This window comes from Sodalis sp. RH20, assembly GCF_047324205.1.
Classification (GTDB): domain Bacteria; phylum Pseudomonadota; class Gammaproteobacteria; order Enterobacterales; family Enterobacteriaceae; genus Acerihabitans.
Map to the genome: position 1 here is coordinate 4,670,925 of NZ_CP178733.1, position 19,159 is coordinate 4,690,083.

General features: G+C 56.6%; 15 protein-coding genes. 7 read left to right on the forward strand and 8 right to left on the reverse strand.

Annotated features, from left to right (window positions below; translation table 11 throughout):
• Nucleotides 1–6: 6 nt before the first annotated feature.
• From ACL2XM_RS21305 to ACL2XM_RS21315, 3 genes are all read right to left on the reverse strand, one after another.
• Nucleotides 7–681, reverse strand: coding sequence for an amino acid ABC transporter permease (locus ACL2XM_RS21305; protein ID WP_410012786.1), 675 nt, complete (start codon nt 679–681; stop codon nt 7–9).
• A gap of 90 nt (nt 682–771) precedes the next feature.
• Nucleotides 772–1,524 (reverse strand): transporter substrate-binding domain-containing protein, encoded by a 753-nt coding sequence (locus ACL2XM_RS21310; protein WP_410012787.1) that lies wholly within the window; start codon nt 1,522–1,524, stop codon nt 772–774.
• A gap of 35 nt (nt 1,525–1,559) precedes the next feature.
• The gene (locus tag ACL2XM_RS21315; protein ID WP_413731563.1) at nt 1,560–2,324 is read right to left on the reverse strand and encodes an IclR family transcriptional regulator; all 765 of its coding nucleotides are present in this window, start codon (nt 2,322–2,324) and stop codon (nt 1,560–1,562) included.
• A 354-nt stretch (nt 2,325–2,678) separates the two neighbouring features.
• On the opposite strand from ACL2XM_RS21315, the gene ACL2XM_RS21320 reads away from it, so the two are divergent.
• The 5 genes from ACL2XM_RS21320 (at nt 2,679) to ACL2XM_RS21340 (ending at nt 9,396) form a co-directional block, all read left to right on the forward strand.
• Nucleotides 2,679–3,824 (forward strand): winged helix-turn-helix domain-containing protein, encoded by a 1,146-nt coding sequence (locus tag ACL2XM_RS21320; protein WP_413731564.1) that lies wholly within the window; start codon nt 2,679–2,681, stop codon nt 3,822–3,824.
• A gap of 728 nt (nt 3,825–4,552) precedes the next feature.
• The gene (locus ACL2XM_RS21325; RefSeq protein ID WP_410012790.1) at nt 4,553–5,527 is read left to right on the forward strand and encodes a hypothetical protein; all 975 of its coding nucleotides are present in this window, start codon (nt 4,553–4,555) and stop codon (nt 5,525–5,527) included.
• A gap of 23 nt (nt 5,528–5,550) precedes the next feature.
• Complete coding sequence (locus ACL2XM_RS21330; protein ID WP_413721774.1) at nt 5,551–6,543, forward strand: iron-containing redox enzyme family protein; 993 nt, start codon at nt 5,551–5,553, stop codon at nt 6,541–6,543.
• 164 nt (nt 6,544–6,707) lie between these two features.
• On the forward strand, nt 6,708–7,742 hold the full coding sequence (locus tag ACL2XM_RS21335) for a hypothetical protein (protein ID WP_410012792.1): 1,035 nt from the start codon (nt 6,708–6,710) through the stop codon (nt 7,740–7,742).
• Between the two features lie 610 nt (nt 7,743–8,352).
• Nucleotides 8,353–9,396 (forward strand): type III polyketide synthase, encoded by a 1,044-nt coding sequence (locus tag ACL2XM_RS21340; RefSeq protein ID WP_410012793.1) that lies wholly within the window; start codon nt 8,353–8,355, stop codon nt 9,394–9,396.
• A gap of 99 nt (nt 9,397–9,495) precedes the next feature.
• Here the strand turns inward: ACL2XM_RS21340 and ACL2XM_RS21345 are convergent, their stop codons facing one another.
• Nucleotides 9,496–9,954 carry a GNAT family N-acetyltransferase gene (locus tag ACL2XM_RS21345; protein ID WP_410012794.1) on the reverse strand — a complete coding sequence of 153 codons (459 nt, stop codon included), beginning with the start codon at nt 9,952–9,954 and terminating at the stop codon, nt 9,496–9,498.
• Between the two features lie 337 nt (nt 9,955–10,291).
• Between ACL2XM_RS21345 and ACL2XM_RS21350 the strand changes: the two genes are divergently transcribed.
• Nucleotides 10,292–12,295 carry a CocE/NonD family hydrolase gene (locus ACL2XM_RS21350; RefSeq protein WP_413731565.1) on the forward strand — a complete coding sequence of 668 codons (2,004 nt, stop codon included), beginning with the start codon at nt 10,292–10,294 and terminating at the stop codon, nt 12,293–12,295.
• Nucleotides 12,292–13,062, forward strand: a complete 771-nt coding sequence (locus ACL2XM_RS21355) for a nitrilase-related carbon-nitrogen hydrolase (RefSeq protein ID WP_413727433.1) — start codon at nt 12,292–12,294, stop codon at nt 13,060–13,062. The genes ACL2XM_RS21350 and ACL2XM_RS21355 overlap by 4 nt, the downstream gene beginning before the upstream one ends.
• A gap of 108 nt (nt 13,063–13,170) precedes the next feature.
• Here ACL2XM_RS21355 and ACL2XM_RS21360 read toward each other — a convergent pair whose 3' ends face one another.
• The 4 genes from ACL2XM_RS21360 to ACL2XM_RS21375 all read right to left on the reverse strand — a co-directional run bounded on the left by ACL2XM_RS21360 (nt 13,171) and on the right by ACL2XM_RS21375 (nt 19,154).
• On the reverse strand, nt 13,171–14,139 hold the full coding sequence (locus ACL2XM_RS21360; RefSeq protein WP_410012797.1) for a GlxA family transcriptional regulator: 969 nt from the start codon (nt 14,137–14,139) through the stop codon (nt 13,171–13,173).
• Between the two features lie 56 nt (nt 14,140–14,195).
• Nucleotides 14,196–16,193, reverse strand: a complete 1,998-nt coding sequence (locus tag ACL2XM_RS21365) for a CocE/NonD family hydrolase (protein ID WP_413731567.1) — start codon at nt 16,191–16,193, stop codon at nt 14,196–14,198.
• Nucleotides 16,194–16,231: 38 nt separating this feature from the next.
• A complete protein-coding gene (locus ACL2XM_RS21370; RefSeq protein ID WP_413731568.1) occupies nt 16,232–17,485 on the reverse strand; it encodes an MFS transporter in 1,254 nt (417 codons plus the stop codon).
• 106 nt (nt 17,486–17,591) lie between these two features.
• The gene (locus tag ACL2XM_RS21375) at nt 17,592–19,154 is read right to left on the reverse strand and encodes an ABC transporter substrate-binding protein (RefSeq protein ID WP_410012800.1); all 1,563 of its coding nucleotides are present in this window, start codon (nt 19,152–19,154) and stop codon (nt 17,592–17,594) included.
• Nucleotides 19,155–19,159 lie beyond the last annotated feature (5 nt).

The following is a 19,159-nucleotide window of genomic DNA, read 5'->3' on the forward strand; positions in this document are numbered from 1 at the left end:
ATTCTGTCATTGCAGCGCCCCCTTCGATTTGAGCCGTTGTTCACAATAACGCAACGCCAGCACCGAGATTCCGGTCAGGAAAAAATACACGGCGGCTATCACCAGATAGGTTTCCAGATCCCGGTAAGAGTTACTGATAATCGTCGAGCCCGCCTGCATCACATCCTGTATGGTGATAAGCGACACCAGCGCCGAGTTCTTGATTAACGCGATAAACTCATTGCCGAGCGGCGGTATCATCCGGATAACCGCCTGCGGCAGGATAATCTTATACATTGCCTGGCCGCCGGACATACCCAGCGATCGCGCCGCTTCATTCTGCCCTTTTTCGATGGACTGGATCGCGCCGCGCACCACTTCCGCCACGTAGGCGCTCGAATACAATCCCAGGCCGATAACACCGCAGAAAAACGACGGCAGCACCAGGCCAAGCCGGGGAAGGCCGTAATACCAAATAAACAGCTGCACCAGAAGCGGCGTGCCCCTGATCAACGCGACGTAGGCGCTGCAAAGGGCATAGATAACGCGCCGTTCGGGATTGAGACGGCCGATGCCTAACAGCAATCCAAGCGTACAACTCAACAGCAATGCGCAAAGCGTGATTTCAACGGTCACTATCGTGCCTTGAAGCAACAGTCCGGCCCCGGCAAAGACGGGTGAAAAGTTCAGGTCTAGGGTCATAGTATTTCCGTCGATTGTGCCTCGGATACAAAGTGTTACATCAAAGCGTAACAGCCGAAAACAGGATGCCAATGCCTCATCGCGCCATGCTTACTTGGCCGCGGTAGGGAACCATTTTTGCACCAGGGCGGCATAAGTACCGTTGGCCTTGAGCTGGTCAAGCGCCCCGTTGATCTCCGCCGTAAGCTTTGGCTGGTTCTTCTGTACGGCAATACCATATTCTTCGGATGTCAGCTGATCGGCCAATATCCGGACGCCGCCTTTGGTGCGCGCATATTGGAACGCCGCCGGTTTGCCGGTGACCGCGGCATCGACACGTCCGATATCCACCAGGCTGAACATCTGCTGGTTTTTCTCCACCTCGACCAATTGGGCCGACGGAATATTGTCGTGCAGCCATTGCACCGATTTGGTCCCCACCTGGACGCTTATTTTTTTGCCTTTCAGGTCATCCAGGGTTTTGATCGTCGTGTTGTCCTCTTTGACCATCGCCACCAGGCCGCCGCTCAGGTAAGCGTGGGTAAAGTCGACGACTTCCGCGCGCGCCGGGGTGATATAGATAGCGGAGACGGCGATATCGGCCCGGTTGGCGGTCACGCTGGGCACCAGTCCTTTAAAATCCACATTGGTCCAGGCGATGGGCCGGTTAAGTACCTTGCCAATCGCCTCGACCAGCTCGATATCAAACCCGGCAAACTTTCCGTTTTCCATATATTCCATGGGCGGGAAAGTGGCGTCTGTTACCGCTTTAATCGGTTCGGCGGCCTGGGTAAAAGACGTTGCGGACAGGCATAACATGCCGGCGACAAACAGGCGGGTTAATACGGGACGGATAATGGACATGGTTCTTTCCTTTTGAATGAATAAAAGAGTAAAAATCAGCTTGCCCGCAGGCGCTTATTGATACGTCCCGCGGCCTCGATGGCGAGGCCTATCAATTGCGACTGCCGATCAACGGCCCGTTGCCAAGGCGCCATCAGCGATAACACGCCCAGCACAAACGCGCCGGAGGCAAACAAGGGTGCGCTAATCCCCCAGACGCCGTCGTCAACCTCACCCTGGCTGCAGGCATAACCTTGGGTACGGATGTCCTGTAATTGCGCCAGCCTGTCGTTTCTCTCGGCCGGATCGGGAAATTCCGCCTGCAGGATAGATTGCTGTTGCAGGTCAGGCAGGTGGGCCAACAGACATTTAGCGGTGGCGCCATCCCTTAACGGCAGGCTGCGTCCTTTTTCGAAAGAGCAGCGCAGAGACTGGGGCGCCTCGATCATATCGACGCAGACCGCCTGGGCATCCACGGCAACCGTGATGGCCACCGTTTCACGTGCAAGATCCGAGAGCCATTGCATTTCCGGCCGGCCATGGTGCGTCAGCAGCGACACGGTGTTAAAGCCCAGGGCGAGCTGCAGGCTGACCGGGCCGGGGGCATATAAATTGCCTGATTCAAAAACAAACCCCCAACGCTTCAACATCACCAACTGGCGGTAAAGCGTACTCTTGGCCAGGCCGGTCGCCTTCATTAACTCCGCCGCGTTGACCGGACGGCCAAATTGCGCCAGCACTTTTAAAATCATTAAAACACGTTCATGGGAGGAAATATTTTCCCGACCCTGGACCGGCATGGATGCTGAGTTAATGGACATCGGCGGCTTCGTATTAAGCAAAGGACGTAACCTTGGCAAGCAGGATCCATGCCACAGTATGGGAACAGAATCCCATTACACGGGAATGCTGGTTTTTACCTGGGCACCCTCGGGTTATTAACCTCTTTAAAACGCGCGACAAAAGGGATGTCTGCACTAAAAAGGGACGGACGCACCACCGTGGTGAAAAGCGCGGAGGGTGCAGACAAGCGTAAAATAGGCCAGTAATATACCGTCATACAGTCGGCGAAATAAAACCGCCTGATGCTGACCCGCATAACCTGTTTAACCCGTCAATCACGCTCAGGTGAACCATGCCCGGCATTTTTCCCATCATGGTGAAAAGCTAACATTATGACCCTATCTTCTATCCCGGTAACCGCACGGCAGGCCCGCGCGATCTGGCTGCGGGCGCAGCGGCTCGATATCCCCGCCCCTTTCGGCGAAGGGCCTGACGCCGTACGTTTAGCCACCGAACATCTCGGGTATGTGCAGATCGATACCATCAACGTCATCGAGCGCAGCCACCATCATATTCTCCATACCCGTATTCCCACCTATCGACGCGCCGACCTTGAGCAGTCCCAGTCGGAGGCTAAATCGGTCTTTGAATACTGGACACATGCCCTGGCCTACGTGCCGACGTCGGATTACCGCATGTACCTGCCGGCCATGAATCAGTTTCGCGCCAGGCCTCATGCGTCGTATGCCGACATGGATGCACAGCATTACGCCGCGCTGCTAAAACGCATCCGTGACGACGGGGCGCTGTCGATCCGGGATATCAACGATGACGTGCTGGTTGAGAAGACGCATCCGTGGGGCAGCCGCAAGCCGTCACGGCGCGCGCTGCGTTATGGCTTTTTCAGCGGCGACCTGACGGTGAGCAAACGCACCGGCATGCTAAAAAGCTATGATTTATCCGCCCGCCATTTCGCTTGGCCCCGCCGGCCCCGCCCGGCAACCGCCCAGCAGTTCGCCCACTATCTTTTGGCGCGCGCCGTGCGTTCCCAGGGCATGGTCAGCCTGGATTCCATTTGTTTCGGCAATGCCGGGGCCAAGGCGGCGGTGCGTACGCTGATTGACGCGGCGGTAAAGAAAAAGCAATTGGTGCCGGTCCATATCGAGAACCACGCGAAAAGCCAGCATTGGGTCGTCCCGGCGGCGCTGGAAAATAGCATTGAACCGTTAGTGACTCCCCGTACCGCCATTCTGTCACCCTTCGATCCCCTGATCATCCAGCGCAAGCGGCTACACCTGTTTTTTGGGTATGAACATCGGTTCGAGGCCTATGTGCCCGCCGATAAAAGGGTACTGGGTTATTTTGCGCTGCCGGTGCTGGTAGGGGATGAGATCGTGGCCGCGCTCGATCTCAAGATGGATCGTCCGGCGGGCAGGCTAATGGTACAAAAGTGGACCTGGTTCACGGAGCCGCGGCCGGATCTGCGCATTGCCATCGACGAGGCCTTGGGCCGGTTCGAACTGTTCCAAAAAGGGTAGATAGCCGGCGGGTGGCGCGCAAAAACCTTCATACGGTGAAATGCCGCCCGCGGCGTGCCCACGACAAGGCCATGGCAGCAGCTGATGGGTTGTTTATCGTGCATAAGTACAGGCAGCGTAACAAGCGTACCACACAGTGAATAATGAGATGATTCATCTCGCGCTGCAAGAAAATTAATCCGGCCTGCAACAGCACTCTATTCAATTAGCAAATTATATAATCACATAAATTATTTTTCACTTGATTTGAGAATACTCGCGGAAGAAAGGGTAAAAATTAACACTTCCTCTATCAGAGCAGTTAATTTAATTTTGATATTGCAATCTTCATTCCTATGATTTAGGGTAAAGTCATTGGCCACATTTAAGGGTTATCCATCATAAGTCATTACAAAAGCAAAGTTTATTACAATAAAATAAATACTATCATTATTACTTATTTATTATTATCTTTATAAATAACTGTGTATTTTTACGCGCATATTGACTTCAATAATAATTTAAATAGATATTTTACCACTTTACATTGCAAAATAAATTAAATATCACGTGCGTGTTGATAGCCGGCACGCATTTTAACCCAAAGGAGAAGCAATCATGAATATGACTAAACGCAAAATTATCATTGTGGCTAAAAAAACCCGTCCTGTCCTGATGCCATCGCACCTATGATAACCCAAACCAATAAGGCATCTCCATGAGATGCCTTTCTTCATGGAGTCATTGTCATGAGCGACTTAAACTACTGTCCCCATTTAAATTGTACGCTTTCATTGTCTAACAATCATTTATTGGCGATCACTGATGAAGATGAGTTCACCATTAACGTATTACCGGTGACGCCAAACGAAGCCTATGAATTCTTGTTATTATTAGATGGAAAAACATCCATTCCTGACATCATTAAGAAAAACAAAACCCACCTGACCTGTGAAGACGCCACCTTGCTGATAGAATGCCTGTCTGAATCTGGGTTGCTCACCAGAAACATTCCAACAGAGTTTATCACCGGAAAACAGGCCATACTCGAAATAGAAGATCTCCAAAATCGTCTGATGGATAAATCATTATATAACAACATATTCTGGCAAAAATGTAATGAACCCGATGACGTGCCGGAAAATGTCTTTATCGGTATGGCGATTGAAAATTATCATTTGCTTGCCCGTGGCAGCTCGTTCGATGCCCATGCCCTTTATTTCCACGGATGCAGGAAGACCCGGCAGGCAATGAACGCCGTCTTTTGCAGCGAGCATGGCCATGCTGAGATTATCCTTTCAGCGTTGGCATTACTCGGTATTGACGAAAACAATATCATCGCGTCGGTCCCGCTGCCGGAAACGCTGGGGCTGGCCAATTCCCTCGCCTATTGGTCGGCCAGCGATCCGCTGTTCTTCTTTAGCACCATGGAAGTACTGGAGGGTAAAGACTGCGCGGTAGACAGCTATGTCATTGCCATGGAAAAATCCGGCAAGATGGATGCCCAATTTATCGAAAAAATAAAATCTCATTCGCTGATAAATATTGAACATAACCATGCCAGCTTTGGCCGACAATTACTATCAACCATCCCCGTAGTATCTAGAGAAAATTTGATCAGGATGAAAAGGCAAACCCACCTTTTTGTAGAATTATACGACGCCTATTATCGTGCCATTTGGGAGCATTATTCTGATGCCACCAGCCTTGTGCGATCGATATAACCCAGCAAGGGAGGATATCTCTTATGAACAATTTTTTCTGTTTACCACGGCTCAGGAAAGGGGTCGCCATTACGGTTATTGATAGCGGGATTTCGTTGCACTACCATGAGCAGGGTTGCGACATTACCGTAGAAACGCAGGCCAAAAACAGCCTGCTTGCCTTTCTGAAAACCTTAGCCAAAGGTAAATACAATATCTTGCAATTGATAGAAAAATTCCCTGAAGAAGAAAGTTTCAGCTGCAATGACGTTATCAAACACCTCGACCAACTGGGGCTGATAGACGACGGTATGCAAACACAACCCTCCGGAGCGCTCAGCGGGGATGATTTTTATTACTCTCGCCTGATACCCGTCATCAGAAAGTGGCAATACAATGCTGGTGATTCACCATTTTATAGCAGAATGCTTTCTGGTAAAATTACCAATAATGAAATAATAGGTTTTGCCATGGAGTACTATCATCTGGTACACATGTCCCCGGCGATTATTGCGCCCGCCTTAAGCCATAACGTCAATAACCCTATCCGCAGCCGGCTGTTAAACCTGTTTGTCGAGGAATATGATCATGATAAAATGCTAATAGCCTGCCTTGATACGGTTGGCATTGATGAATCGGTTTTATCAGCCCGCCAGCCGTTACCTGCTACTTTTATGGCCAATGCCAGCCTTGGCGTCTATGCCAGGCAGCATTTATTAAGCTTCATTTGTGCGCTGTTGTTGTTTGAAACGCCAAGCCATATTTTTAATGAAGCATTCATTAACGCTTGCATTAAAAATGGCCTTCCGGAAAATTTCTATACGCCAATAATAAAACATTCTGATATCAATGAAGAAGGAGAGCATGGCCTTATCACGCTGAACCTGCTGAAGGAGATCCCAGTCATCTCCGCTGAAGAGCAGAATGTGATATTAGTACATATTTGCAGCCTCATTGAAATGCTCAATGAGGAGGATAGGCAGATAGTCGATTTTTATAGCCAAAAAAACGACCTGAGAAGAGTGTATAATTACTGATGTTAAACTTATTAAACAAAGGAAATGTTGCCGGAAAAAATGAAAGGGCCATCAGGCTTGCGGGATACCGTTTGTTTAATTTGCTATCCGCGCATTTTCTAGAACGCCTGCTCTTTCTCGGCGTCGCGATTGTTTTACCGTTGAAAATGACAGGCGCCGGACAAATGAGTATTGCACAAACGGGATTATTTTACTCATTTCTCCTATTTATGTACCGCTGCACGCCGCTACTGTTCAGTTACCTGAGCCGGTTTATCCGGCGGGAACTGATCTTTATCACTGGGATAATAATTGAATCGGCATCCTTACTGTTTATGGCCTACGTCCAGGTTCCGCATTGGTCATATGGCTTCGCGCTGCTGGCGGGCATTGGCGGCGGGGCCGCCGCCACGATGATGGTGAGCTTGATTGAATCAGCCGATCGGGATGCCAAAATGCTGGCGGGGAATAGCGTCAATCATGATATTTTCAATATTCACTTAATGCTGATAAATGCGTCGGCATTTATTAGTCCATTTTTCGCTTTTTTTCCCACCCGATTCTACCAAGGCATGATGACGGTTATTCTATTAATTTTAATGATGTTTATTGGTAATTTTTTCCGTCTCGGCCAGGTTGGCTCACAGGAGCATCGCATCATGGGATGCGATAAGCTGCCAAGTTTTGATAAAAGGTTTTTCCTTATTTGGGTCGCGGTGCTTTCCGTATGGGCGGCCTGTTCTGTTGTTTATATCATTTTGCCCTCGCTTGATGCACATTTCCTGGGGCGGGACGGTGTAAATATCTGGCTATCGTTTGATGCCGTCGTCGTTGTGGCGCTGTTCTTCCTGCTCAAACATATCAATCTATTCCAGCATAACACGACGTTTAATGCCGGTATCGGCTTGATGGCGATTCTGGCGGCATTGCTGTTATTCGTACTGTGTCAGCATAATTTTTATATTCTGCTGTTTGCGCTGTCGGTCTTGGCCTTCGGCGGCTATCTCGCCTTCGGGCAGTTGTACGGTCTGGCCATGCGGACCCGATTTACCCAGCGCAAGACATTTTACCTCGGATTATTATCATTTTCCGGCGCGCTGGGTGAAGGCGGCACTCAGGCTATTTTTTGGCTGACCCGCAATGCCGACGCCAGCCTGGCCATTACGTTTACCATCGTCCTGATGGGCCTGATCGCGCTGCTTCGCCTGGGTAACGATTAAGCCACCGCCATCCGCCTTTGTTGGCGTGTTGGCGTGTTGGCGTGTTGGCGTGTTGGCGGTGGTGGTTTCACCCTTTTTCAGGCAACGGTAGCGGGTTTCACACCATGACATATTAATAATTAATTAACTTATCATGAAAATATCAATATATATTTTTTATAATATCTCCACACCATGCACGCCATTTCTCGCTTAACAGAGCCTATATTTTACCCTATTTTTCATATCGGCAATGGTATATTCGACTGGTTAACCTCTGTTATTATTGCCAATATCATTGCTAATGAGTTTATTTAACACATAATGCCGATATATAAAAATAAGGCATATTCCATAAGAAAATATTATGTGCAAAGAATTATTTCTGACGAGTTAAGCCGATATTTATTCCCGATCCTTAATCAGCTCTCTCCTGAAAAAACAGGTCAACACAACTCATTTAATAAAAATTGTGCCATTTTTAAAATAACATTTTTTCCATCTGCAATGGATTATCAGGATTGACAAACTGATTGCGGACAACCAATCTTAAAGCGGTTAATTTTTATTAATTAGAGATGTCATTCAGCGCATTAACTTATTATAAAGATATTATGGAGCCATACAAAAAATGCCTACACTGCACAAACCAGCCATTTACCTTCCGGAATATGTTATTACCTTGGAAGATACGATTGAATTAGCGAAAAGGGAATTCAAGGACAGTCCCAACCTGGACAAGGCAATCGAACTCATCACCCACACCGGAGTTAAAAAAAGACATATCATTCAACCCATTGAGCTTGCATCCCTTCATCCTGGCTTTGGTTACAGGAATGCGATTTTTGAATATCAATCAAAACGGCTTGTTCCGGGTGTGATTGAAGAAGCCCTGAGCCATGCGGATATTTCCGCCAGGGATGTTTCAGCGATAATTTATGTTTCCTGCTCGGGCTTTTTGATGCCGTCCTTGACCGCATGGCTTATCAATAAAATGGGCATGCCGCTTGATACCGTGCAAATCCCTATATCACAAATGGGCTGTGCCGCGGGCGGCGCTGCGATAAACCGGGCGCTTGATTTTATCAGCGCGCATCCCGGCAGCAATGTGTTGATCGTCAGCTGCGAATTCTGTTCGCTAAGCTACCAGCCTACCGACGATGATATCGGCAGTCTTCTTTCCGACGGCCTGTTTGGCGATGCGATAACCGCGGCGGCGGTCACCTCCCATTCCGGCCACGGGCTGGAGCTACAGCGCAACTGCAGTTATCTCATTGCGCAGACCGATGAATGGATCCGCTACGCCGTAAAAGATACCGGCTTCCATTTCCGGCTGGATAAACGCGTGCCGGGTACGATGAAACCCCTGGCGCCGGTGATGACAGAGTTTGCCCAGAAGCATGGCTGGGAGATCGACAAGCTTGATTATTATATTATCCATGCGGGCGGACCAAGAATACTGGATGATTTGTGTAAATATCTGGGCGTACAAAGGGAGCAATTTTCATTTAGCCGCGACACGCTGGTGAATTGCGGCAATATCGCCAGTTCCGTGGTCTTCGAAGCCTACCGGCGAATGCATGAATCCAGCGTATTCAGCGCAGGGGGCAAAGCAATAATCGCGGGTTTCGGGCCGGGCATCGTCGCTGAAATGAGCTTATCGCAATGGGAATAATGCCGATATATTTATCCCGGGCCGGCGGCGCGGCCCGACGATGATAAGGCTGTCATCGAGAAGCCTGCGCCGCGGGCTGCTGGTTTAGCGGGACCCTGCTTACGCTGACGGCGGCCGGTAATTATCCATGCCGATATGGGGTATGCCGTCTTCGTCATACACCTCCGTTACCGCGCGGAAACCTAACCGGGCATAAAACGGCTGCAAATGCGCCTGGGCGGACAGATGAACGGTCCGTTCAGGCCAATGCGCCGCGCATGCCGACAGCGCACGCGCCATCAACTGCAGGCCCAGGTTCATGCCGCGGGCCTTGGCCGCCACGATGACGCGGCCGATGGCCAATTGGTCACCCTCATCCAGAATACGGGCATACGCGCTAAGCTCACCGTCCAGATAACCCGCCACATGGCGGTTGTCGCCCACCAGATCCCGGCCGTCCACATCCTGGTAAATGCAATTTTGCTCGATAATAAACACCGCGTTACGCAAGGCCAGGATGTCATACAGTCTCTGTGGCGTCAGTTCGCTTTGGTGCCAGTCATACCAGTCCAGGTTCATCGGATTCCTACAGCAAGGGTCGGGCTTGAAGAGATGCCGGCGCGGTGTCATTAACGCCGGCGCTGTTTGAGATGGCCGCAAATCCGGCGCGCACTCGCTTGGCAGGGCATGCCGTCCCTAAGGCGCGATGCGTCCCGCCGAATATAGTACGTCAATTTCCCGCGGGACAATAGGGTATGCTTACCAGGCCGCGCACGCGGCAGGGACGACCTCCCCCCCGGCCCGGCCCCGGCTGGAAAATGTGTCGTATTTATGGCAAATCTTGTCGTATTCATCATGGCCCGCGCCTGCCGCTGTGTAAAGATAGAACCATGACGACCAGCGCGGAAAAATGCCCATGCGGATAGAGGAAACGGTATGGATTACCCTGGCGGACGGCTGCCGGCTGGCGGCGCGCCTCTGGCTGCCTGACAGCCCGGAACCGGTGCCGGCGATACTGGAATACCTGCCCTACCGGCGGCGGGATCGCCATCGCGGCGACGATGCCATCCTGCATCCGGCGCTGGCCGGCGCCGGTTATGCCGCGATCAGGGTCGATATGCGCGGCGCGGGCGATTCCGACGGCCTGATGAACGACGAATATACGGCGCAGGAATGGGCGGATGCCTGTGAAGTGATTGCCTGGATTGCCGCGCAGCCTTGGTGCGCGGGCGCGGTGGGCATGATAGGCATTTCCTGGAGCGGCTTTAACGCGCTGCAAATCGCCGCCCTGCGCCCGCCTGCGCTGAAGGCAATTGTCACCGCCTGCTCGACCGATGACCGCTATGCCGACGATATGCATTATATGGGCGGCGTGCTGCTTAACGATAACCTGCAATACGGCGCCACGCTGTTTACCTGGACGCCGACACCGCCCGATCCCGCCATCGTCGGTGAACGCTGGCGGGAGATGTGGCTGGAACGGCTCCAGGCCATGGACCCGCCGCCCGCCGCGCGCTGGATGCGACATGCGGTGCGTGATGACTATTGGCGCAGCGGATCGGTGTGCGAGGACTATTCCGCTATCCAGATACCGGTACTGGCGATCGGCGGCTGGGCGGACGGCTATACCAATACCGTACTGCGCCTGCTGGAAAACCTGTCCGGACCGCGTAAAGGGCTGATCGGCCCCTGGGGACACGCCTTCCCCCATATCGCCACGCCGGGGCCGCAAATTGATTTTATCGGTTATGTCACCCGCTGGTTCGATCACTGGCTCGGCAATAAACCGACCGGCATCATGGACGAACCGATGCTGACCTACTGGCTGCAGGAGGCGGAACCTCCCCGCGCCCGTTATACCGTGCGGCGCGGCCGGTGGGCCGCCGAGCGTCAATGGCCCGCCGGCGCTACAGTCCCGCGGCGCTTGCACCTCTCTCCCGGGGGGTTGCGCGAGGACGCGCCGGAGCCGTTTGCCGTCAGCGTCTGCTCGCCGGCCACCACCGGTATCGCCTCGGGCGAATGGTGCCCCTATGGGTGGGGCCCGGATATGCCCGGCGACCAGCGCGGGGATGATGCCGGCTCCGCCTGTTTTGACGGCCCGGCAACGGCGGCGGCGCTGCAAATCGTGGGCCGGCCGGTCATCAATATTCAGTTGGCCGCCGATCGCCGGCAGGCCATGATAGCGGTACGCCTGAACGCGGTGGGCCCGGACGGCGTCTCTATCCGTATCACCTACGGTCTGCTTAACCTGACCCAGCGTAACGGCCACGATCGCTGCGAGCCGCTGGTGCCCGGCGAGCGTTATACCGTCCGGCTGCCGCTTAAGGCCGTCGCGTTTGAGCTGCCCGCCGGCTTTCGCCTGCGCGTGGCCGTTTCCACCGCCTACTGGCCGCTGGCCGCGCCTCTCCCGGCGCGCGCGGTCCTGACGCTGCACGGCGGCGCTATTGACCTGCCGCTGCGCGGCGGGGACACGGCCCCCTGCGCCGCGCCGGATTTGGGCGCGCCCTGGTCGCCGCCGGCCGTGCCCGCACGGGTTCTGGTGCCGCCGCAGCGGGGGCGCCTGCGCCTGATCCGGGATATGGATGACGGCGACACTACCCTGGAAGTGGTGCGCAACCTGGGGGCGCTGCTGCTGGAAGAAACCGGCCTGCGCCTGGATGCCCTGGGCCGGGAAACCTATAAAGTGAATGCCCTCGACCCGTTATCCGCCACCTCGCAGGCGGTGCGCAGCGCCGGTTTCCAGCGCGGCGACTGGCATGCCAGGCTGGAGGTGGCCCACCGCCTGAGCGCGGATAACGACGGATGGCGGCTCGAATCCAGCCTGGACGCGTTTGATCATGACCGCCCCTTCTTTTCGCGCCGCTGGGATGAGTATTTCCCCTTTTTCCCCGCCGCCCTTCCTGACGGAGAGACGCCATGAACATCGGTATCGCCCAGGTCGCCGGCGCGCCCGGCGGGCGGGAGGAGATCGTGGCCTGGGTACGCGCGGCGATGGAGGCCCTGCCGCAGGCCGATCTGGTGATGCTGCCGGAGCTGGCCCTGTGCGGTTATGACGAACCCGGACGCATCCGCAGTATGGCGTTGGCGCAGGGCGACGCCATACTGCGGGCGCTGGCGGAGCTGGCCCGGGAAAAACGGCAGGCATTGGCCTTCGGTTATGCCGAGCAGGGCGCCGACGGGCTGTACAATGCGCTGCGCCTGATCGATCGCCATGGCCGGGTGCTGGCGAATTACCGTAAGGTCCATCTGTGGTCCGGTTATGAAACCACGCTGTTCCGTCCCGGCGGACGCCTGGTCAACGTGGTGCTTGAGGGGGTGAACTTTGGTTTGCTTATCTGCTACGACCTGGATTTTCCCGAAGCGGCGCGTTTTCTGGCGGCAAACGGCATGGATTGCCTGCTGTGCGTCAGCGCCACCAGCGTCGGTTATGACGTGGTGCCGCGCCATACGGTGCCCGCCCGCGCCTATGAAAACGGCTGTTTTGTCGCGTTTGCCAATCGCGGCGACGACAGCGGCGCGTTCCCCTGCGTCGGGCAAAGCCGCGTAGCCGGCCCGGACGGCGCCATTATCGCGACGGCGTCCTCCGGCGCAGCGGCGTTTATCACGGCGCAAATCAGCCTGGAAACGTTAAAAGCCTGGCGGCGCGACCATCCTTATCTGGCGGACCGCAGGGCCGATCTTTATTAAATCCGTCCGGATTTGACTTTCGATATGACCGGCCGAGCGCCGGCCAAGCGTTGCCGCGGGATGCGGGCTGGCGCCACAGCGGCAGGTCCGCCGCGGTATTGAGCGGCATCAGCGGTTTCGGGCATGCCTGGCGCGCCGCATATCCGACGGCAGGACGCCGAACGCGCGCCTGAAGCCGCCGGCGAAGTGCGATGTGGAACTGAAGCCGACGGATACCGCGATATCGATAATCGACAGGTCGGAATAGATCAGCATTTCCCGCGCCTGCTCCAGGCGCAGTTCCAGATAATAACGCTGCGGCGTCCTGGCGAAATAGCGGGCGAAGAGCCGTTCCAGCTGGCGGCTGCCGATACCCACCCGTGCCGAGATATCCGGCAGCGGCAGGGGGTCTTCGATATGGGTCTGCATAATGGCGATGGCCGATGCGAGCGTCGCCGGGATCGGTCCCTGGGTGGGGCGGCCGCCCCGCTGATCGTCGGCGGCGCTGCGGATGCGTTCATGATGGAACTGATTGGCGACGGCGGTGGCGCGATCGTCGCCATAACGCTCGGCAATCAGGGTCAGCATCATATCCATCGCCGCCGTTCCGCCGGAGCAGGTCAGCCGGTTGCGATCGATCTCGAAGATTTTACGGGTACAGTTAATCTCCGGATAACTTTCCCCGAACGCCGTGCGGCTTTCCCAATGAATAGTACAGCGATATCCCTTCAGCAGGCCGCATTTGGCCAACAGAAAGGTGCCGGTGGACAGCGAGCCGATAAACAGTCCGGCCCGGGCCGCCTGCCGCACCGCCTTAAGGTAGCCGCGCTCGAACCTGGGCGCCACCACGCGTTCGCCGCCGCAGATAAACAGATAGTGGGACACCGGCAGCACATCGTTAACCGGCACGGTAGGAAAGGGAATGCCGTTGGCCGCCTCGACCGGCTCCCCGGCCAGGCTGGCCAGGTGCCAGGCGAAGGTTTTCGCCTCGTAGAGCCGGTTATAGGAGCGCAGCGGCTCGATAGCCGATGCCAGGCTCATCATGGAAAAATCATGACCCAGCAGGAAAGTGAACACGATGGGGTCGTTTGACTGCATATTACTGAATCCGGTTACGCACCAATAAGCCCGTCATGTTCACCATAGTAACGTAATCAGCCGCGTTTGCCGCTAATTCTGGCGGCGAAGTGTTGTTCCCACCGCCGCTCGAACACCACCTGCCCGTTTTCCTGCGCCTCATAAGCCGAGGTCAGGATCAGGCCGCCGTCCTTCCAGGCCAGGGAGGTTTCGCTGCGTAGCGCGATATGCCAGCCGGGCCGGGTGTAACGCTGCATCCGCACCGCCTCCCAGCGGGCGCTTTCAGGGGTGGCGCCAATGACGTAAGACTCATGGCCCTCGCCGTCAAAACTCAGCTCGCCGATACGGGTTTGCTGTCGCTGGGCATCCATGGTCAGGCGGTGCGTGCCGCTGGCCGCGTCCCACAGCGCCTGGCGCGACGTGATTTCCGGGGCCAGCACTTCATGCGCAAGCGCGGGTGCCGAGCGGGCGGGGCCAAACGGCCGCGCGCGATCCACTACGCCGGCAGGCCGGGACGGCAGGCGCAACACCGCGCCGTGCGGCCACAGCGTAACCGGCCCCTGCCCCGGTTCCGCCCAGGCCATCGGCCAATAGGTGGTGGAGAGCGCCAGACGTATCCGGCAACCGGCGGAGAAACGGTAGGCCACGCCTTTCAACGGCAAGACCACCCGGAAAGCCTGCCCCGCCGGCACATCGGGGCGCACCAGCCGGTGAATGCCAAAGGTAATGCGGGCTGAGCGGCCGTCGGCCGCCACCTCGTTAAGGCGCAATATCAGCATGGCGGAGGGGCTGTCAAAGGCGATATCCACCTCCAGCCCGGCTTTGCCGCACAGGGTAAGCGGCTCGCCGAGGACCGGCGTATCAAAACAGACCGACAGGCCGTCGTCCTGACGCTGATCGGCCTGGAATTCAGGGGCATTGCCGCCGCCGTCCAGCGGGCACCATTCGCCGCCCATCAGGCCGCAGTGCATGGGCGTGGCTATCACCCGCGGTGAGGCGGGCGCGGGCGCGCTGTCGGCTAGCCCGCCGCCGGACAGGTAGAAATCCCGGGTTTGCGATCCCACCGGCCAGCCCGGCGCGCTGATCCAATGACCGTCCAGGGTCAGCGACGACGGTTCGGAACGCAGGTTTTCCCCCTGCCAGAGATCCAGCATCGGCTCGTCCATGATGCCGGTCTCCTCCCCCAGCAGCCATTGCCGCCAGAAGCGCAGGCAAACGCCGAGGAAGTCGATAGCCGGCCCCGGCGTGCCCCAGTTGGGATAGATATGGGTCCAGGGACCGATTAGCCCTTTGCGCGGCACCTTCAGATTAGCCATCAGGCGCAGAATGGCGTCTGAATAACCGTCGGTCCAGCCGCCCACCGCATAGACCGCGCATTGGATATCATCGTAGTTTTCGCACACCGAACCATGCCGCCAGAAATCGTCGCGCTCCATATGCGCCAGCCACCGGCCAAGCGGCGGCTCCATGCCGTTAAGGCGTTCCAGCCACAGGCTGCGCCAGCTTTCGCCCACATGGGCCGGGTCCAGCGGCCGTCCCAGTTGGGTAAACAAGCCGCTGCCCCATTGCAGCCCGTCGGTCAGCAGCGCCCCGCCCATAAAATGCACGTCGTCGGCATAACGATCGTCGGTGGAGCAGCAGGTAATAATGGCCTTCAACGCCGGCGGGCGGCGGGCGGCGATTTGCAGCGCGGCAAAACCGCCCCAGGAGATGCCGATCATGCCGACGCTGCCGTTGCTCCATTCCTGGGCGGCAATCCAGGCGATGACTTCCACCGCGTCGTCCTGCTCCCGGGCCAGATACTCGTCTTGCAGCAGCCCGGTGGAGTTGCCGCTGCCGCGCAGGTCGATACGCATGGCGGCCATGCCGTGGGCGGCGAAAAAACCATGGATCATCGCATCCCCCACCGCCGTATTATCGGACTGGCGGTACGGGATCCATTCCAGCACCAGGGGGACCCGCGCCGCGCCTTCCGGCAGCCATAGCCGGGCGGCGAGCTGCACGCCATCCGACAGCGGAATAACGATTTGGCGATATGGCGGTACCACGAGTGATGGTTCAACAATGTCAGACATGCGGGTGCCTCCCGGCGATAAGGGCTGAAAAGGGGAAATCATGCGTTGCGCCGGGCGCCGAAATGGTCCCAGCCGGCAATGGCGGCGACTCCCGCCAGGCATGCCAGGCCGCCGATGATCATGGTCAGCGGCAGGCCGAGCAGTTCGGCCGCGCCGCCGCAGATGATGGCGCCGATGGGCACGGTGCCTATCAGCATCATGGAATAAAACGACATCAGCCGGCCGCGCAGGGCGTCGGGCACCCGGTGCTGGAGCAGCGAGTTCGAGCTGAGGTTCTGGGTCAATATGGCATAGCCTATCGGCGCGGCTATCAGGGCGCTGAGCCAGAACAGATGCGACAGGCCCAGGCATATCTGCGAGATGCCCAGCATCAGCGCCGCCCACATCGGCCAGGGGCGCATCTTGCCGATATCGCTGCTCCATGCCAGGCGCAGGGCGGCCATAAGCGCGCCAACGCCGGTAATGCTCATTAAAATGCCCGACCCGGCGGGGCCCCCTTGCAACACCGTATCCGCCAGCATGGGCAGAAAGGAAAAATAGGGCACGCTGGTCAGGCTGCACAGCCCGACCAGCAGCAGGATGCGCAGGGCGTCGGGATCCTGGCGCAGAAAGGCCAACCCTTCCGCCATTTCCGTCAGCAGGTTGCCGTCGCGCGTTACCGGTGGACGCTGAGGAATACGCATGGTGGATAAAAACAGAATCAGCGGCACATAAGAGGCGGCGATAAAGGCGAAACACCACCCTTCCCCGACGGTATCCACCAGCACGCCGCCCAGCGCCGGTCCAATCAGGCGGGCGCCGTTAAAAATAACCGAGTTCAGCGCCAGCGCGTTGCCCAGGTCGTTATATTCCACCAGGTCGACCACCAGTGACTGCCGGCCCGGCAGATCAAACGCGCTGATAAGGCCCAGGCCGAGGGCGATGACAATAGCGATTTCCCCGGTAATCCAATGGCTTAACGTCAGTATCGACAGCAGCGCCACCAGCAGCGTCAGGCCGATTTGCGTGGCCAGCACCAGACGGCGCCGATCGCAGCGATCGACGATAACGCCGGTAAACAAACCAAACAGCAGAATGGGTCCCTGGCTGCAAAACGCCAGCAGCCCGAGCATCACCGGCGACGACACGCCCAGCCGCCAAATCAGCCAGCCCAGGGCGATGGTATGAATCCAGCTGCCAATCACCGATAACAGCTGACCGCCGAAAAACCGTCGGTAGTTGGGATGTCTCAGTGCGCTGGCGGCGGTGCGTACGCTTTTTTTCGGGGCGAGGGGAATACGGGCAGTAGTCAAGGAAGCTCCCACATCCGGCGCCGGGCGCACTCAACAGCCCGGGCCGATATTCTTTTTTTCAGTGATAAAGCCCGGCGCTACCCGCCCGGGCGGTAAAACCGGCCGATCAGACGCTTTTGATTTCGCGGAACAACGGCCACTGGCCGTCGGGCGTCCAGGCGCCATGGATAGCGGCGGGTGTCACCCAGGCGTTACTGCCGTGATATAAAAAGACATAGGCGCCGGTCTCTTCCAGCTGATCCTGCAGCTTGACGTACATGGCGGCCCGTTTAGCCTGATCCAGCTCATTGGCCGCCTCAAGATTCAACTGATCCCATGCCTTGTCGCAGGTGCGCTGGGTGTTCCAGATGCCCACCTGGCTGCAGGTAAACCACGCGGTAACCCAGCTGGCGTCCGGCGCGGTGGTGAATGTGGTCATGCGCAGCTGCGCGTCCTTCCAGGCGGTGCCTTCGGATTCCTGGCCCGCGGCGACAAAAGCGGCGCCATCCATCTGATTGATTTTAAGCGTGATGCCCACTTCGGCCAGCTGCGCCTGGATCACCTGCGCCACGGTGCCGCCGTCGGTGGAGGTGGTTAAGTCCAGCCGCAGTTGCAGATTGGACACGCCCGCTTCCTTGAGCAGCTTTTTGGCGGCCTCCGGGGAGTACGGATAGATATTTTTGCCGCGCGCGCCGGGCAGCGGCGGCGGCACCAGGCCAAACGCCGGTTTTACCGCGCCGCCGAAGGCGGCATCCAGGATGGACGGCACGTCGATCGCCTGCTGGATGGCCCGGCGCACCCGCAGGTCTTTCAGCAGCGGATGATCAACGTTCATGCCGAGCCAGGTATAGGCCAGCGCCGGCCGCACGGTAAGCGTGGTGCCTTCAACGCCGCCCTGGTACTTGGGTATGGCGCTGATGTTGATTTTGGTCATATCCAGATCGCCGGCTTCAAAGGCGATTTCCGCCGTGTTCAAATCGCCAATCGGCACCAGTTGGATCTGATCATAAAAACTGTGCGGGCCGCTCCATTTTTCATTGCGCACCAGGGTCAGCCGCTCGCGCGGCAGCCATTCGCCAATCTTATACGGGCCGGAAGACGCCAGCGGATCGGTGGCGATTTTTTTGTCCTTGGCGGCTTCCACCGCTTTTTTACAGACGATCAGGCCTGAGGCGTGCGGCAGAGTGCTGGTGAACAACGGCGCAAACGGGTGCTTGAGATGGATAACGCCCTCATAGGTGCCCTTGATTTCCACGTGATCCAACGCCTCCCAGTCGGAGGCATAGATGGCGGACAGTTTTGGGTCAAGGAAACGTTCATAAGAGTATTTAACATCCTCCGCCGTCATCTCGCCGAAGTCGCCGGTCCATTTTATGCCCGGCTTCAGCTTGAAATGCACCGTCAGCGGGTCCACCTGCTCCAGCGATTCAGCCGCATCCAACTGCCAGCCCCACTCGGTGCCCGCCTTGTACTGGCACAGGCCGGAGTACACCGCGAACATCACCATTTCGTCATACCAGCCGCTGCGGTTGGCCGGATCGAGGTTGGTAATATCCAGGTCGTTTTGCACCCGCAGGATCTTATTTTTATTATCCGCGGCAAAGGCCAGCCTCTGGCCGCCGATCATCAGCGAGCTGGAAGCCCCCGCGGCGAGAATCGCCATCGTCTTGAGAAGGGAACGTCTGTTCATCGAGG

What these genes read in the sequence shown, in the direction of transcription:
- ACL2XM_RS21375 (WP_410012800.1), bottom strand. Translation starts at nt 19,154, where the DNA reads ATGAACAGACGTTCCCTTCTCAAGACGATGGCGATTCTCGCCGCGGGG.
- ACL2XM_RS21310 (WP_410012787.1), bottom strand. Translation starts at nt 1,524, where the DNA reads ATGTCCATTATCCGTCCCGTATTAACCCGCCTGTTTGTCGCCGGCATG.
- ACL2XM_RS21340 (WP_410012793.1), top strand. Translation starts at nt 8,353, where the DNA reads ATGCCTACACTGCACAAACCAGCCATTTACCTTCCGGAATATGTTATT.
- ACL2XM_RS21365 (WP_413731567.1), bottom strand. Translation starts at nt 16,193, where the DNA reads ATGTCTGACATTGTTGAACCATCACTCGTGGTACCGCCATATCGCCAA.
- ACL2XM_RS21315 (WP_413731563.1), bottom strand. Translation starts at nt 2,324, where the DNA reads ATGTCCATTAACTCAGCATCCATGCCGGTCCAGGGTCGGGAAAATATT.
- ACL2XM_RS21320 (WP_413731564.1), top strand. Translation starts at nt 2,679, where the DNA reads ATGACCCTATCTTCTATCCCGGTAACCGCACGGCAGGCCCGCGCGATC.
- ACL2XM_RS21305 (WP_410012786.1), bottom strand. Translation starts at nt 681, where the DNA reads ATGACCCTAGACCTGAACTTTTCACCCGTCTTTGCCGGGGCCGGACTG.
- ACL2XM_RS21325 (WP_410012790.1), top strand. Translation starts at nt 4,553, where the DNA reads ATGAGCGACTTAAACTACTGTCCCCATTTAAATTGTACGCTTTCATTG.
- ACL2XM_RS21330 (WP_413721774.1), top strand. Translation starts at nt 5,551, where the DNA reads ATGAACAATTTTTTCTGTTTACCACGGCTCAGGAAAGGGGTCGCCATT.
- ACL2XM_RS21335 (WP_410012792.1), top strand. Translation starts at nt 6,708, where the DNA reads ATGAGTATTGCACAAACGGGATTATTTTACTCATTTCTCCTATTTATG.
- ACL2XM_RS21355 (WP_413727433.1), top strand. Translation starts at nt 12,292, where the DNA reads ATGAACATCGGTATCGCCCAGGTCGCCGGCGCGCCCGGCGGGCGGGAG.
- ACL2XM_RS21350 (WP_413731565.1), top strand. Translation starts at nt 10,292, where the DNA reads ATGCGGATAGAGGAAACGGTATGGATTACCCTGGCGGACGGCTGCCGG.
- ACL2XM_RS21345 (WP_410012794.1), bottom strand. Translation starts at nt 9,954, where the DNA reads ATGAACCTGGACTGGTATGACTGGCACCAAAGCGAACTGACGCCACAG.
- ACL2XM_RS21360 (WP_410012797.1), bottom strand. Translation starts at nt 14,139, where the DNA reads ATGCAGTCAAACGACCCCATCGTGTTCACTTTCCTGCTGGGTCATGAT.